Raw genomic sequence first — 14,765 nt, 5'->3', positions numbered from 1 at the left:
CCCTTGGAAACGACTGCAATCCGGCGCGTCGGGGTCGGTGCCCGGGCTGTTCCGCAGGGCCTGCGCCATGAGCGATGCGGCTATGATTGCGCAGGACATCCTGGAGCAGCTCCTGGCGGCGCCAAGGTCGGGTCATCGCAGGTTGGTTGCCGTTGCTGGGCCACCGGCCTCTGGCAAATCAACCCTGTCACAGGTCCTGGCAAGTCACATGACCGACGCCGGATACCTGGCGGTCGTTGTGCCGATGGACGGATTTCACCTCGACAATGCGATCCTGACCCAAAGGGGGGTGTTGTCCCGAAAGGGCGCGCCCGAGACTTTTGACCAGGGCGGATTTCTGCGTCTTGTCGCGGCGTTGCCGGGCCGTGAAACGGTGTATTTCCCGGTTTTTGATCGCGACAGAGATATTGCGATTGCCGGGGGCGGAGTTGTTGCGGACGATTGCGATACCGTGATCGTCGAAGGGAATTACCTGCTTTACGACGCGCCGGGCTGGCGTGACCTGTATGGGTTTTGGGACTTCTCGGTGCAATTGGCCGTTCCGGAACCGGTCCTGTTGCAGCGCCTTGTCAACAGGTGGCTGGCGCATGGGTTGCCCCCCGAACAGGCAAAGGCGCGGGCGCGGGGAAATGACCTGAGCAATGCCCGGCTGGTTTCGGCCAGATCGCTTGCCGCCGACGTGACAATTGCGGGATGATCCGCGGGTTTCCTGAGTTTTGGACATGACAGTCGGTCAAACATGGTGTTCAGTCCCGTCATGACTCGCCCCAGGGAAATCACCGTTCGCGACAAGATGCAGGACGGGTACAGCTATGTGCTGACCGAGCCGATGGGTGCGGGGTTCGCAACTGATTTCAAACCCGTCTACACCCCGCGTGAAATGCTGGAGATGGGCGTTTTCGAAGGTTGCTACATGACCGATTGCCGGGCGGAATTTCCCGCGGATTGGTTCGAGCGGGCCCGGATCAGCCCGCAACCGGACGAAAAATTGAACCAATTCGGGGTCAAAAGCCGCCAATCCTTGGCGGTTTGGCGCGAGAAAGGATGGATCTATGGGCCTGATCCGCGCGGGTGGTTTCAGTGGTATTGCCGCTATTTCATGGGGCGTCGCATTGATGATATCGATCGCAAACAGATAGGCCGATGGAAGGGTTTTGCCCGGCACGCGGGGCAGGTTCGGGCCAATTGCTATCCGGGCGACGTATTTTGCCGTCCGCGGCAGCGGCAGGCGCTGCTGCAATGGTCCTACGACCCGTTTATCTGAGGCTGCGGTCACAAGAACTCGGCGGTGGTCTTCGGACCCTTACGCCCGTGCGGTGGGCAATGCGCTCAGTTTCCCTGGTTGCGGGCTTCCAGCCGTTCAAGATTGACCACCGTTGACAGCATCAGCCTGTCATGGCTCCAATCGCCGGTTTCGCGGATCGATGCAGAACCAAGCGCCAGCACAAAGGCAAAAAGCACCGTCAGTCCAAGAAAGACAGTCGTCAGGCGGGTCTGTACGGCGGGTGTGTCGGTCAGGGCGAGAACGCGCTGGCGCAGCGCGCGCTTTGCCTTGCCGCCCGAGACCAGGGCGACGTTCAAAACCCGCGGGCTGCCACGCGACACCGTACGTGCGCAATAATCCAACAGGCAGGCGGTATAATCGCGCGCATCAATCCCTTTGCGCGTGATGACCGACTGATCGCAGGCCAGCTCTCGCAGACGGCTGAAATGGTGTTTCAGCACATGATAGGCCGGGTTCCAGAACAGCAGCGGGCGCAAAAGTTCGAATCCAAGCTCCCATTCCACATCCTGCGCGCGCACATGCTCAAGCTCGTGGGCCAGGGCAAATCGCAACTCTCTGGGGGTATTCAGCAGGTGGCTGGGCAGCACAACGTGGCGCCGACGCAGCCCGCGGACTGCGAAAGGCACGGTAATGCGGTCCGACAGGCGGATGTCCACACAGGCTGAACGGCGCCAGACAAAACTGGTGCGTACCGTCTGATGAATTGCCATGGCGTCGCGCCCGACGCGCAAGGCCAGGCCCACGCTAATCAGGCCCGCAAGCGCAATAATCGCCGTCAGCAAGAGGTGGTCGCCCGACAGCGCGACCTCGACCCAACGCTGGCGCGTGTTCAGAAGGGCTTCGAATTGGGTTGCGGGCATCGCGATGTCGCCCCGAAGATAGGCCGCGACGGCGATATCACCAAAGCCAACAGCCTGTCCGGGCCACAGCGCACCGGCCAGACCCGCGACCCCAACGGCCAAAAGCGGGCTGAGCAGGATGCAGACGCACAGCGCCTTGAGCGCCCGCAGCTGGACGACATAATTGTGTCTGAGTGCCGTCCGGGACAGGACAAACCTGGCCCCTGACCAGATCAGGGCAGACATGACCAGAACCAGATTCAGTTCGATATATGCGTCGAGAACCGGCTTAACCGCTGTCATTTTGCAGTCTCCTCTCTACCAGTGCTCGAATTTCCTCCAGGTCGGCTTCGCTCAGGCCTGCATCGTCGACAAGACGCGCGACCAAAGTGGCGGGCGTGTCGTCAAACAAGGTGCGGGACAGGTTCTGAAGTGACCGCGCCTGATACCTGTCTTTTTCCAGAAGCGGCCTATAGATCAGGGATTTGCCGTCTTTGCGGCTTTCCACGAAACCTTTTTCATCGAGAATGCGCAGGATCGTGGCGCCGGATGTATAGGCCAGGTTGCGTTCCGGCGGTAGCCGGTCAAGCACATCACGGACCGATCCTTGCCCCAGGCCCCACAGTTCGTTCATGAACTCCAGTTCAACCTCGGTCAGCAGGTTTGTCGTCTTTTTCTTTCTCATCGGTCTCGGCGTCGCCATATTCAGTAATCCAGCCAGACAAGCATTCTTTCACCGTTTCGCAAAGCCTAAACTTTCCAGAACACGAATACACCCCAGCCAATGGACAGGAACAGGGGCGTCCAGACCGGCTGACCGACCAGCCCGAGCCAGGCCAGAAAGATATAGGCCGATCCCAGTAGCGTGATGAACAGCCGGTCGCCCAGCGTGGTGGTCAGGCCCAGCACGCCGCGGCGTTCGATCCCGTCGCGGAACTTGAACCCTTCGAGCACGCCGATCAGGGCGATGGCTGAAAAGATGCCGACAAACACCGCAAGCGTTGCAGGGGTCCAGGCCATCCAGAAATCGGGCCACAGCGGATCGGTCCAGGAAAAACCTTTTTCCTCTTGCTGGCCCACGCTGCCCCAACCGGCCTGTTGCGCAAATGCGGCGGAGGGCAGGAAGGGAAGGGAAAGAAGAAGCTTGCGCATATCGAACCTCACACTCGTCCCATCGCGAAGCCACGCGCGATGTAGTTTCGGACAAACCAGATGACGATGGCGCCGGGGATGATGGTCAGCGTTCCGGCGGCCGCCAGCAGGCCCAGTTCATACCCCGCGCTGGATGCGGTGCGTGTCATCACGGCAGCAATCGGTTTGGCCTCGACCGCTGTTAGGGTTTTGGCCAGCAGCATCTCCACCCACGAGAACATGAAGCAGAAAAAGGCGGCAACGCCCACACCCGCCTTGATGTTGGGCAGGAAGATCGTCACGAAGAAACGCGGGAAGGAATAGCCGTCGACGTAAGCTGTCTCGTCCAGTTCCTTGGGGATGCCACGCATGAAGCCTTCCAAAATCCACACCGCCAGCGGCACGTTGAACAGCGTATGGGCCAGCGCCACCGCCAGATATGTGTCGAACAGGTGGATCGACGAATAGAGCTGAAAGAAGGGCAGGGCGAACACGGCAGCAGGGGCCATCCGGTTGGTCAGCAGCCAGAAAAACAGCTGTTTGTCGCCCAGGAACCGATAACGCGAGAACGCATAGGCCGCAGGCAGCGCCACACAGATCGACAGAACCGTGTTGATCGTCACATAGGTGATCGAGTTGATATACCCCCAATACCACGTCGGATCAGTGAAAATAGTGATGTAATTTTCCAGCGTAAAGGTTTGGGGAAACAGGGAAAAGCCCGACAGGATCTCGTTCGTGGTCTTGAAGGACATCGCCACCAGCCAATAGATCGGCAGCATCAGGAACGCGATATAGAGGATCGGGATGAGAGACCGCTTTTTCATTGCGCGTCATCCTTTGTCATCAGGGTGTAGAAGACCCATGAAACCAGCAGCGTGATGGCGAAATAGATCAGGCTCATCGCCGCAGCTGGGCCAAGGTCGAACTGGCCCAGCGCGATCTTTACAAGGTCGATCGACAGCAGGGTGGTCGAATTGCCGGGGCCGCCGCCGGTCAGAACGAAAGGCTCGGTATAGATGTTGAAACTGTCCATGAACCGCAACAGAACGGCGATGGTCAGGACGGTTTTCATCTTGGGCAGCTGGATATAGCGGAACACGGACCATGGGCTGGCACCGTCGATCTTGGCGGCTTGGTAGTACGCATCGGGGATCGACACCAGACCCGCATAGCACAGCAGCACCACCAGCGACGTCCAGTGCCAGACATCCATGACAACGACGGTGATCCAGGCCGAAAGCGGCTGTTGTGTCATGTCATAGTTGATGCCCAGAACGTCATTCAGGAAATATCCCAGCAGGCCGATCTTGGGCAGGGTAAAGATGTTCCACATCGAGCCGACCACGTTCCACGGGATCAGCATCGGCAGGGCCATCAGCACCAGACAGACCGGCACCCAGAACCCTTTGCGCGGCATCGAAAGCGCCACGATGATGCCCAGCGGCACCTCGATCATCAGGATCATCGCGGTAAACAGGAATTGCCGCCCCAATGCCGCCTGAAACCTGTCCGACCGCAGAATTTGTTCGAACCAACCCAGCCCTTCCCAGAAGAACTGGTTGTTGCCAAAGGTTTCCTGAACCGAGTAGTTGACCACCGTCATCATCGGCACCAGCGCGTTGAACGCGACCAGCGCCAGCACCGGCAGCACAAAGAACCATGCCTTTTGGTTTTCCGTTCTCATCCGGCGTGCTCCTCGGTTGCGATCCAGCCGTCGCGGTAGACGCGGGATTGTTCAGGTTTGAATTGCAGGAAGACCTGCGAGCCCGGCTCGGGGACCGCATGTTCGGTGACAGCCTTGAGGGCGGTGTTGCCGACCATGGCGCTGACCACGAAATGGCGTCCAATGTCGGCAACCTTGGTCACTTGCGCCGGGATGCCGCTGTCGCCAAAGCTTACATATTCGGGGCGGATACCCAGATCGGTGCGGCCTCCGTCGCCCCTGGTTGGCCCTTCCAGCATCACTTCATGGCCTTCGAATACGGCGCGGTCGCCCTTGGCCTCACAGGGCAGGACGTTCATGCCGGGTGATCCGATAAAGTGGCCGACAAATGTATGCTGGGGACGTTCGAACAGATCAACCGGCGTGCCAATCTGCACCACTTCGCCATCCTGCATCACGACGACCTCATCCGCAAAGGTCAATGCCTCGGTCTGGTCGTGGGTCACATAGATCATGGTGGCTTTGACGCGCTGGTGCAGCTCTTTCAGCTTGGACCGCAGCTTCCATTTCAGATGCGGGTCGATCACCGTCAGCGGTTCGTCAAACATCACCGCATTCACATCGTCACGCACCAGACCGCGCCCCATCGAGATCTTTTGCTTGTTGTCGGGGCTGAGGCCGCTGGCACGGGTGTCCAGCATATCCGTGACATCCAGCATCTGGGCAATCTCATCCACGCGGCGCGCAATCGTTGCCGTGTCGACGCCCCGGTTCTTTAGCGGAAAGGCCAGGTTCTCGCGCACCGTCATGGTGTCATAGATCACCGGAAACTGAAAAACCTGCGCGATGTTGCGCTGATCCGGGGGCAGGGCGGTCACGTCACGGTCATCGAACAGAATCTGCCCCGCGGACGGGGTCAACAGACCCGAGATGATGTTGAGCAGCGTAGACTTGCCGCAACCCGACGGCCCCAACAGCGCATAGGCCCCGCCATCGCGCCAGGTCACGTCGATTTCCTTGAGCGCATAGTCCTCGGGGCCTGTCGGCGCGGGCATATAGCTGTGTCGCAGGTTGGAAAGCTTGATCTGTGCCATGTCAGGCCACCCTTTTGCCGTCTTGGCCGAAATACCGGCAATGGGCCGGGTTCATATAGAAACTGTGATCTTCACCAACCTGATAGGGGTGCACGCCCGCCGCCAGCGAAACCCAGGCATCTTCGCCATGTTGAAAATGCGCGCTGGAATCCGAGCCCGAAAGCTCGGTCACGATCACGCGGCCGGTCAGTTCGACATCCGCGTCCGAACTGCGGAACGGCGTCACGCGGTGCGGGCGGACGGCGACCGTGTAATCGCCATCGGACAGGTCAGAAACCGGCCAGCCGCCGCCACCGGCCAGTTGCGCCTGTGCGCCGGATACGGTGATTTGCGCGACGTTGATCGGCGGGTCCGAAAAGACGCGCGCGGCGGCGATGTTTTCGGGATTGCGATAGATGTCGGCGGTCGGCCCGAACTGGGTGACGCGGCCATCTTCCATCAGGGCGGTATGGCCACCCAGCAACAGCGCCTCTTCTGGTTCCGAGGTCGCATAGACCACCACGGCCCCGCGGCCCGCGAACAGATCAGGCAACTGCTCGCGCAGTTCTTCACGCAGCTTGTAATCCAGGTTCGCCAGCGGCTCGTCCAGGAATACGGCGCGGCTTTCCTTGGCAATCGCGCGGGCCAAGGCGGTGCGCTGCTGTTGGCCGCCCGACAGCTCATGCGGGCGGCGATGCAGCATCGGGCGCAGTTGCAGCAGGTCGGCTGCCTCTTCCACGCGGCCCTCAATCTCGGATTTCGCCATGCCAGCCACCCGCAGCGGCGAGGCGATGTTGTCGAACACACTCATATGCGGGTAGTTCACAAAGAACTGGTGGACCAGGCTGATCTGCCGTTTTTGCGTGTTCAACCGGGTTACATCCTGCCCATCCATCAGGACCTTGCCCGAGGCCATCGGGTCCAGCCCGGCCATCATCTTGATCAAAGAGGTCTTGCCCGATCCGGTCGCGCCCAGCAGGACGTTGAAATGGCCGGTCTTCAGGGTCAGGGACGTGGGTTTGATATGGATGACGTTGCCGACCCGTTTGGTCGCGTCTTGTAGTTCGATCATGTCCGTGGGTTCCGATCCCGCAGCGCATCGCGCCGTAACTGTCTTGCGGTTGGGGGCGCCGCAATCGGCGCCCCCGGTTTTGTGCTTACTGGGACTGCCAGCGCGCAACCAGTTCGTCATAGTTGACGGTCTGGCCCTGCGGCTTTTCGTTCTCCAGCTTGGCCTTGGGCGAACCCGCTTTTTCCAGCCAAAAGGCAGGATCCTGCGGCTCGTTCAGGCGCGGACCACAGCCGCCATAGACGTTGGCGGCCTCATCCGCGGCCTGCATACGGGCCATGGTGATGTCCATTTCCTCGGCCAGACGGTCCATCGCCTCTTGCGGGGTGAAGGCGCCCGAGTTCACGTCACCGATCTGCTGCCACCAGATCTGGGCCAGCTTCGGATAATCCGGCACGTTGATGCCGGTCGGCGACCATGCCACGCGGTCAGGCGAGCGGTAGAACTCGACCAGGCCACCCAGTTTGGGTGCGCGTTCCGTGAACGACTCGTGGTTGACCGAGCTGTCGCGGATGAAGGTTAGACCCACATGGGACTTCTTCACATCAACAGTCTTGGACGTCACGAACTGGGCATAGAGCCAAGCCGCCTGAGCACGATCCGCAGGTGTCGATTTCAGGAAGGTCCACGACCCAACGTCCTGGTAACCAACCTTCTGGCCGTCTTCCCAATAGGGGCCGTGCGGGCTGGGCGCCATCCGCCACAGCGGCGTGCCTTCGTCATCCACGGTGTTGTTGCCTTCGGATTTCGGCTTGACCATGTCGGCGGTAAAGGCGGTGTACCAGAAGATCTGCTGGGCCACGTTGCCCTGGCTGAGCGCGGGCAGCGATTGGTAGAAGTCATAGGACGCCGCACCCGGAGGCGCATAGTTGCGCAGCCATTCGTCCCATTTGCGGATCGCATAGACCGCAGCCGGGCCGTTTGCCGCACCACCACGAGACACCGACGCACCAACGGGGTTGCAGGTACCCGCTTCCATGCGGATGCCCCATTCATCAACCGGAATACCGTTTGGCTCGCCTTTGTCACCGGCGCCAGCCATCGACAGCCACGCATCGGTCATACGCCAGCCCAGGTCGGGCGCGCGCTTGCCGTAATCCATGTGGCCATAGATCGCGACACCATCGACCTCTTTCACGTCTTCGGTGAAAAACTCGGCGATGTCTTCGTAGGCCGACCAGTTGACCGGAACGCCCAGATCATAGCCGTATTTCTCTTTGAACGCGGCCTTGTTGGCCTCGTCATCAAACCAGTCCTTGCGGAACCAGTAGAGGTTGGCGAATTGCTGGTCGGGCAGCTGATACAGCTTGCCATCCGGTCCGGTGGTGAACTGAATGCCCATAAAGTCATCCATGTCCAGCGTCGGCGAGGTCGTCGCCGCCCAGTCACCGCCCATCATGTCGGTCAGCGGATAAGCCAGCTGCAGGCGCGAATGGGTGCCGATCAGGTCGCTGTCATTGACATAGCCGTCATACAGGTTCCGACCCGTCTGCAATTGGGTCTGAACGGCCTGAACCACTTCGCCTTCGCCCAGGATCTGGTGATTGACCTTGATCCCGGTGATTTCCTCGAACGCCTTGGCAAGCACCTCGGATTCGTAGGAATGCGTCGGAATGCCCTCAGACAAGACGTTGATTTCCATGCCGGAATAAGGCTGTGCAGCGTCGATGAACCATTGCATTTCGGCCATCTGTTCGTCTTTCGACAGGGTCGATGGCTGGAATTCGTCGTCGATCCAGCGCTGTGCTGCGGCTTCGTCGGCCCAAACAGGACCGTGCCCCGCAATGACGGCTGCCGCCGCCACTGCGGAAAGTAGATGTCTCCGCATCTGTCTCCTCCCAAAGATTATGGTTATCCGGTGCGAACCGAATGGCGATCAGCATCCGCGATTTCCCGCGCGCCTGTCAAACTAAATTTTTAGTAATTGAAATTGCGGTCGGTCACGCGCCCAGTCAGTCCCCCCTGGTTGAGCGTTGATGTTCCGTTGTAAACCCTTTTCGATATTGTGAAAAACGCCGCGCCAGGGGGCCGGGCCGCCGATCCGGCTACCGGCCTTGTCAGCCCCTGGGCCAAAGATCCAGAAAGCCACGGCATTGTGTCCCGCAGGGTCAAGTCCATCGCCAATGGGGGGGCGATATCGCAGCGCTGATTGGAAAAATGGTAGCCCGTAGGGGAATCGAACCCCTCTTTCCAGGTTGAAAACCTGGCGTCCTAACCGATAGACGAACGGGCCACGCTGTGCCTCAGCCAAGTCAAGAATGGTAGCCCGTAGGGGAATCGAACCCCTCTTTCCAGGTTGAAAACCTGGCGTCCTAACCGATAGACGAACGGGCCACGCTGGCTTGTGGAGGGCCTTTTACGGATTACACCGATGCCCCGCAAGCCGAAAAGTGCAGCGACGGAAAGTTTTTTTGGCGGGCCAGAAAAGGGGTTGAAGCATCGCTCAGCCCGCGCTGGCCGCATCCTCCAGACGCAACTGAACGCTTTGCCGTCCTCCCCAGGAATTGACTTCCAACCGTCCGGCAAAATGGAACCGCGCGCCCCCGTGATTGCTGAGCTTTTCGCCCATGGGCCCGTCAAAGGCGCCAAAGGCGATTGCGTCCAGACCACCCCCCATCCCGTCCGACAGGGACAGCTTCAGATGGGTTTCGCCGACCCGTTTGGCAAACCGCACCTGCAAGTCGGGAAAAGCGTATCGCGGGGCAGGGGCACCGGCCCCGAATGGTCCGGCCTGTTCGATCTGCTCGATCAGATCGACAGAGGCCGCCCCCGGCATCAACGTCCCGTCCAGTTTCAGGTCGGCAGGCCCCGCCTGACCGGCGCCCTGCTTGGCCAACAGCTCCGACAATCGCGCCATGGCGGGCTCAAGCTGATCGCGCATGACGGTCAGCCCCGCCGCCATCTTGTGACCGCCCCCACGGAGCAACAACCCCTCGGACGCAAGCCGCTGGATTGACGCGCCAAGGTCAATACCGGGAACAGAGCGGCCTGATCCCTTGCCCTCGTCACCGTCGAACCCGATGACAATGGCAGGCCGGTTCGCGGCATCCTTCAAACGCGAGGCTACGATCCCGACGACCCCCGGATGCCATCCATCATGCGCCGCCCAGACCAGCGGCGCGTCAAGCCCGCGCTCTTCGGCCTGATCCAGGGCGGCGGCCCGGACGGTGTTCTCGATTTCGCGGCGCTCGGCATTCAGCTCGTCCAGGCGCTGGGCCAGCGGTCCAGCCTCGGTCAGCGTTTCGCTGCACAACAGTCGGGCGCCCAGATCCGCCTGGCCGATCCGCCCCCCGGCATTCACACGCGGGCCCAGCAGAAACCCCAGATGGTAACTGGTCGGCGCGGTATCCATCCGGGCAACATCAGACAGGGCCACAAGACCGGGCCGCTGCCGTCCCGCCATCACTTTCAGCCCCTGTCTGACCAGGGCCCGGTTCGCTTCGATCAACGGGGCAACATCGGCAACCGTGGCCAGTGCAACCAGGTCCAGAAACGGGATCAGATCGGGGCTGCTCGCGCCACTTTCGCGCAGCTGCCGCCCCGCTTCGACCAGCATCAGAAACACCACCCCGGCGGCGCATAAATAGCCAAGATCACCGCTTTCGTCCTGTCGGTTCGGATTGACCACCGCGACGCATTCCGGCAGCGTTTCACCGCCAAGGTGATGGTCCAGAACAATAACATCCGCCCCGCGCGCCGCCGCGATCGGCCCATGGCTCAAGGTTCCGCAATCGACGCAGATGATAAGATCATGGGTTGCCGCAAGCTGCTTCATGGCCGGTTCGTTGGGGCCGTACCCCTCGTCAATCCGGTCAGGCACATACAAGGTGGCCTGCACCCCCATTTGCCGCAGCCACACCAGCAACAACGCCGCCGAACTGCCGCCATCGACATCATAATCGGCAAAAACCGCGATCCGCTGCCGGGCCTTCACAGCCTGCAAAAAGCGGGCGGCGGCCTTTTCCATTTCCATCAAGGCCCGCGGGTCAGGCAGCAATTCCTTCAGCTTGGGGTCCAGAAACCCGCGTGCTTCCATTGCAGGAACGCCCCTGCGGGCAAGAACCTGGCAAACCGCGCGCGGAAGATCAGCCTGCTGGACCAGCGCTTCGGTGGCCCGCTCCACGTCTGCGCCGGGCCCAACCCAGCGTCGGCCCGTCAACGATTGTTCTACGCCCAGAAAACTCACATACGCCTCCAAAACCAAGGCCGGACCTGTGCGGGCCCGGCCTTTCATCTTTTCAGAAATACTCCCGCCGGAGGCAACGGCGCAAGCCGTTACGCATCCAGGTGCGGCCACATCGGGGTGCGATAGGACATGCGTCGCACCGATCCGGTCTTCGAGCGCATCAACAATGTCGTGGTTTCAACCCAACCCGGTTCGCGCTTGATCCGCGGCAGAAGCGATCCGCCGGTGACACCCGTTGCGGCAAAGATCACGTCGGCGGTGACCATCTCGTCGCGGCCATAAACGCGGTCCAGGTCCGTGATGCCCGCCTTGGCGGCCCGGCCGCGTTCGTCGTCATTGCGGAACATCAGGCGACCAAAGATCTGGCCGCCCATGCATTTCAGCGCGGCTGCAGCCAGCACGCCCTCGGGTGCACCGCCCTGGCCCATATACATGTCGATGCCGGTCACATTGCTTTCGGCGCAATGCATGACACCGGCAACATCGCCATCGGTGATCAGGCGGATCGACGCGCCGGTTTCGCGCACTTCGGCAATCATCGCCTCGTGACGCGGGCGTTCCAGAATGCAGACGGTGATGTCAGCAGGCTCGCATCCCTTTGCCTTGGCCAGCGCTTCGACCCGTTCGCGCGGGCTCATGTCCAGGGTCACGACGCCTTCGGGGTATCCCGGACCGATGGCCAGTTTGTCCATATAGACATCCGGCGCATGCAGCATCGACCCGCGCGGGCCCATGGCGATGACCGTCAGCGCGTTGGGCATGTCCTTGGCGGTCAGGGTGGTCCCTTCCAGGGGGTCCAGCGCAATATCCACGCCGGGGCCGTCGCCGGTCCCGACCTCTTCACCGATGAACAGCATCGGCGCTTCGTCCCGTTCGCCTTCGCCGATGACGACAACACCGGCAATATCCAGCAGGTTCAATTGCTCGCGCATGGCGTTGACGGCGGCCTGATCTGCGGCCTTTTCATCGCCCCGCCCAACCAGTGAGGCAGATGCCAGCGCGGCCTGTTCTGCAACCCGTGCGAGACCCAGTGACAGCAAGCGGTCGTTGAAATCGGTTTTGGCAGCGTTCATGCTATGTAATCCTTTGGTCAGCAAAGACGTTAAAACCGCAATAGCCTGCCCAGGGTGCAGGCCGCAAGGGTTCAGACCTGTTCAATCCGCAGCGCGACAGGATTGCCAGCCACCACATCGGTCGCACTCAGACCGTTCAGCGCATGATCCAGCGTCGTGCGCGTGGTCTTGTGGGTCACGATCAATACGGGCGCCGTGCTTTCGGAATGGGCGTATTGGCGCATCCGGTCTATTGATACGCCCGCATCACCAAGCACCGCGGCAACCTTGGCCAAAGCTCCGGGCTTGTCCAGCAGCGCCAGCCGCAGGTAGTAGGGCGCCGGCAATCCGGTGCGGGCAGGGGCCGCGTCCTTTAGCGAAACAGCCGGCCGGCCAAAGGTCGGGACAAGCAGGCCGCGGGCCAGGTCGCAGATGTCGCCCATCACCGCGCTTGCGGTGGGGCCCTCACCGGCCCCCGGACCGCGCAGGACAATCTGTTCGACCGCATCGCCTTCGATCACCACCATGTTCGTGCCGCCTTCAAGCTGGCCCAACGGCGAGTCGCTGGGCACCAGGCAGGGCTGCATACGCTGTTCCAGTCCACGCGGAGTGCGCTGGGCCACGCCCAGCAACTTGATCCGATAGCCCATATCGGCGGCCTGGTGGATATCTTCCAGGCTGATCTGCTGAATGCCCTCAATCTCGATCCCGTCGAAATTCGGCTTGGTTCCAAACGCGATCGACGACAAAAGGGCCAGCTTGTGCGCGGCATCTATCCCGCCGACGTCCAGATTGGGGTCCGCTTCGAGATATCCCAGTTCGGCACATTCTTCGAACAGGGCGTTATATCCCAGTTCCTGCGACTGCATCCGGGTCAGGATATAGTTGCACGTTCCGTTCATCACGCCCATGACGCGGGTGATTTCGTTTCCGGCCAGCCCTTCGGTCAGGGATTTGATCACCGGGATACCCCCGGCAACGGCGGCTTCGAACCGGATCGCGCGCCCTGCGGCCTCGGCCTGCTCGGCCAGGGCCTGGCCGTGAATGGCCAACAGGGCCTTGTTGGCGGTCACCACATCCTTGCCGCTGGCCAGGGCGGCCTCGACCGATGCTTTCGCGGGGCCGTTTTCCCCACCCATCAGTTCGACGAACACATCGATGTCATCGCGTTTCGCCAATGCAACCGGATCGGTTTCCCAATGGTAATCCTTTAGGGAAACGCCGCGATCCTTTTCAGGGCTTCGGGCGGAAACAGCGACGATTTCGATCGGGCGGCCGGTGCGGTCCCGCAGCAGATCCGCATGGCGGCGAATGATCTTGACGACACCCACCCCGACGGTTCCCAAGCCAGCAATTCCAAGCCGCAGCGCCTGTGTCATTCCGGTGGTCCTTTCCGCTCGATATGCTGTTTTTCGGACGATTTGCCCGTTGCTGGCTGCCTTAGCGGGTTCAGGCCAGCGGTGCAATCCGAACCGGCCCCAGGGCGGCATCAAAGCTGCCCTGAGGGGGCAGTTTTGCCTAATTCGCAGGTGCGTTTTGCAAGTCCTGCGCTTTTTTGGCCAGGGCTTCGCTTCGGGCGGTCAGTTCTTCTTCTACGGCGGCGGCCTCGGCTTCGGGGGCGGCGGGCGCCCCAAGTGCCTGCTGCAACGGGATCAGCTCGGGGTAGGGGGCATCGCGCACCGCTTTCGTCTCGCTGCCGTCAAGCTCGGGGATGTCCGCGCAGCCCGCACAGGCAAGCATCAATATCAGTGGGATCAAAACCTTCATGCCGAACCTTCCGCAAGCGCGTGTCCTTGGTGATGCACGTTTTGCCCGTTCTGTTCAAGCGGGCTTCTATCTGAACATTTGTTCATATACGGTTGGCCCATGGCACGAACACAAGGCTCACATTCGGACATCACCGGCCCGCGTATCCGCAAGGCGGCGCTCAACCTGTTTGCGCGCCACGGCTATGCGGCGGTTTCGATGCGCCAGATCGCGGCCGAAGTCGGCGTGCAGGCCGGGGCGTTGTACAACTACACCCCCGACAAGCAAAGCCTTCTGTACCGCCTAATGCGCGATCACATGCACGAATTGCTTTCAGCCTATGACGAGGTCGGGGCAGGGTCTGACCCGGCTGAAGATCTGCGCAGGTTTGTGGGGTTTCACATCCGGTTCAACCTACAGCGCCCGGACGAGGTGTTCATCGCCTATATGGAACTGCGCAACCTGACGCCTGAGTATTTCGCAGAGATCGAAACCCTTCGGCGACGTTATGAAAACCAGCTTGAGAGCATTTTGCGCGAAGGTCAGCGCGTGGGGCAGTTTTCGGTTGCCGATACTAAAATCGCCACCCTGGCAGTCATCGCGATGTTGAACGGGGTTCTGACCTGGTACCGCGCACAGGGGCGGCTGTCTCTGGACCAGGTCGAACAGGTCTATTGGGATATGGTGCGCAAGGCGGTCGCCATCTGACGCCACCGCC

At 61.0% G+C, this 14,765-nt stretch carries 15 protein-coding genes and 2 tRNA genes; 3 read left to right on the top strand and 14 right to left on the bottom strand.

Annotation, left to right across the window (positions count from 1 at the left end; genetic code table 11):
• Nucleotides 1-67 precede the first annotated feature (67 nt).
• Both ACXAG8_RS05345 and ACXAG8_RS05340 read left to right on the top strand, forming a co-directional pair.
• Nucleotides 68-697 carry a nucleoside/nucleotide kinase family protein gene (locus tag ACXAG8_RS05345; protein ID WP_475222722.1) on the top strand — a complete coding sequence of 210 codons (630 nt, stop codon included), beginning with the start codon at nucleotides 68-70 and terminating at the stop codon, nucleotides 695-697.
• A 60-nt stretch (nucleotides 698-757) separates the two neighbouring features.
• Nucleotides 758-1,264, top strand: coding sequence for a hypothetical protein (locus ACXAG8_RS05340; protein WP_475222720.1), 507 nt, complete (start codon nucleotides 758-760; stop codon nucleotides 1,262-1,264).
• 65 nt (nucleotides 1,265-1,329) lie between these two features.
• Here ACXAG8_RS05340 and ACXAG8_RS05335 read toward each other — a convergent pair whose 3' ends face one another.
• The 14 genes from ACXAG8_RS05335 to ACXAG8_RS05270 all read right to left on the bottom strand — a co-directional run bounded on the left by ACXAG8_RS05335 (nucleotide 1,330) and on the right by ACXAG8_RS05270 (nucleotide 14,068).
• Entirely contained in the window at nucleotides 1,330-2,427 is a 1,098-nt protein-coding gene (locus ACXAG8_RS05335; RefSeq protein WP_475222718.1) for a M56 family metallopeptidase, read from the bottom strand.
• Nucleotides 2,414-2,809 carry a BlaI/MecI/CopY family transcriptional regulator gene (locus tag ACXAG8_RS05330; protein ID WP_475222717.1) on the bottom strand — a complete coding sequence of 132 codons (396 nt, stop codon included), beginning with the start codon at nucleotides 2,807-2,809 and terminating at the stop codon, nucleotides 2,414-2,416. Before ACXAG8_RS05330 ends, ACXAG8_RS05335 begins: the two co-directional genes overlap by 14 nt.
• Nucleotides 2,810-2,874: 65 nt before the next feature.
• Nucleotides 2,875-3,276: a DUF2160 domain-containing protein gene (locus ACXAG8_RS05325; protein ID WP_475222716.1), complete on the bottom strand. Its 402-nt coding sequence runs from the start codon at nucleotides 3,274-3,276 to the stop codon at nucleotides 2,875-2,877.
• A gap of 8 nt (nucleotides 3,277-3,284) precedes the next feature.
• Entirely contained in the window at nucleotides 3,285-4,082 is a 798-nt protein-coding gene (locus ACXAG8_RS05320; protein ID WP_475222715.1) for a carbohydrate ABC transporter permease, read from the bottom strand.
• Nucleotides 4,079-4,942 (bottom strand): carbohydrate ABC transporter permease, encoded by an 864-nt coding sequence (locus ACXAG8_RS05315; RefSeq protein WP_475222714.1) that lies wholly within the window; start codon nucleotides 4,940-4,942, stop codon nucleotides 4,079-4,081. Before ACXAG8_RS05315 ends, ACXAG8_RS05320 begins: the two co-directional genes overlap by 4 nt.
• Nucleotides 4,939-6,015 (bottom strand): ABC transporter ATP-binding protein, encoded by a 1,077-nt coding sequence (locus ACXAG8_RS05310; protein ID WP_475222713.1) that lies wholly within the window; start codon nucleotides 6,013-6,015, stop codon nucleotides 4,939-4,941. Before ACXAG8_RS05310 ends, ACXAG8_RS05315 begins: the two co-directional genes overlap by 4 nt.
• A gap of 1 nt (nucleotide 6,016) precedes the next feature.
• Nucleotides 6,017-7,066, bottom strand: a complete 1,050-nt coding sequence (locus ACXAG8_RS05305; protein WP_475222712.1) for an ABC transporter ATP-binding protein — start codon at nucleotides 7,064-7,066, stop codon at nucleotides 6,017-6,019.
• 85 nt (nucleotides 7,067-7,151) lie between these two features.
• Nucleotides 7,152-8,891 carry an ABC transporter substrate-binding protein gene (locus tag ACXAG8_RS05300; RefSeq protein ID WP_475222710.1) on the bottom strand — a complete coding sequence of 580 codons (1,740 nt, stop codon included), beginning with the start codon at nucleotides 8,889-8,891 and terminating at the stop codon, nucleotides 7,152-7,154.
• A gap of 330 nt (nucleotides 8,892-9,221) precedes the next feature.
• Nucleotides 9,222-9,296, bottom strand: a tRNA-Glu gene (locus ACXAG8_RS05295).
• 26 nt (nucleotides 9,297-9,322) lie between these two features.
• Nucleotides 9,323-9,397 (bottom strand) — tRNA-Glu (locus ACXAG8_RS05290).
• A gap of 109 nt (nucleotides 9,398-9,506) precedes the next feature.
• Entirely contained in the window at nucleotides 9,507-11,249 is a 1,743-nt protein-coding gene (gene recJ, locus ACXAG8_RS05285) for a single-stranded-DNA-specific exonuclease RecJ (RefSeq protein WP_475222709.1), read from the bottom strand.
• Nucleotides 11,250-11,338: 89 nt separating this feature from the next.
• Nucleotides 11,339-12,322 (bottom strand): class II fructose-bisphosphatase, encoded by a 984-nt coding sequence (glpX, locus tag ACXAG8_RS05280; protein WP_475222707.1) that lies wholly within the window; start codon nucleotides 12,320-12,322, stop codon nucleotides 11,339-11,341.
• A 71-nt stretch (nucleotides 12,323-12,393) separates the two neighbouring features.
• The gene (locus ACXAG8_RS05275; RefSeq protein ID WP_475222706.1) at nucleotides 12,394-13,680 is read right to left on the bottom strand and encodes a homoserine dehydrogenase; all 1,287 of its coding nucleotides are present in this window, start codon (nucleotides 13,678-13,680) and stop codon (nucleotides 12,394-12,396) included.
• A 139-nt stretch (nucleotides 13,681-13,819) separates the two neighbouring features.
• Nucleotides 13,820-14,068, bottom strand: a complete 249-nt coding sequence (locus ACXAG8_RS05270) for a hypothetical protein (RefSeq protein ID WP_475222705.1) — start codon at nucleotides 14,066-14,068, stop codon at nucleotides 13,820-13,822.
• A 99-nt stretch (nucleotides 14,069-14,167) separates the two neighbouring features.
• Between ACXAG8_RS05270 and ACXAG8_RS05265 the strand changes: the two genes are divergently transcribed.
• Nucleotides 14,168-14,755, top strand: a complete 588-nt coding sequence (locus tag ACXAG8_RS05265) for a TetR/AcrR family transcriptional regulator (protein WP_475222704.1) — start codon at nucleotides 14,168-14,170, stop codon at nucleotides 14,753-14,755.
• Nucleotides 14,756-14,765: the final 10 nt, after the last annotated feature.

The sequence above is a fragment of the Ruegeria sp. ABD4_443 genome (assembly GCF_056160865.1).
This window is presented reverse-complemented; position numbering and strand designations above follow the sequence as displayed.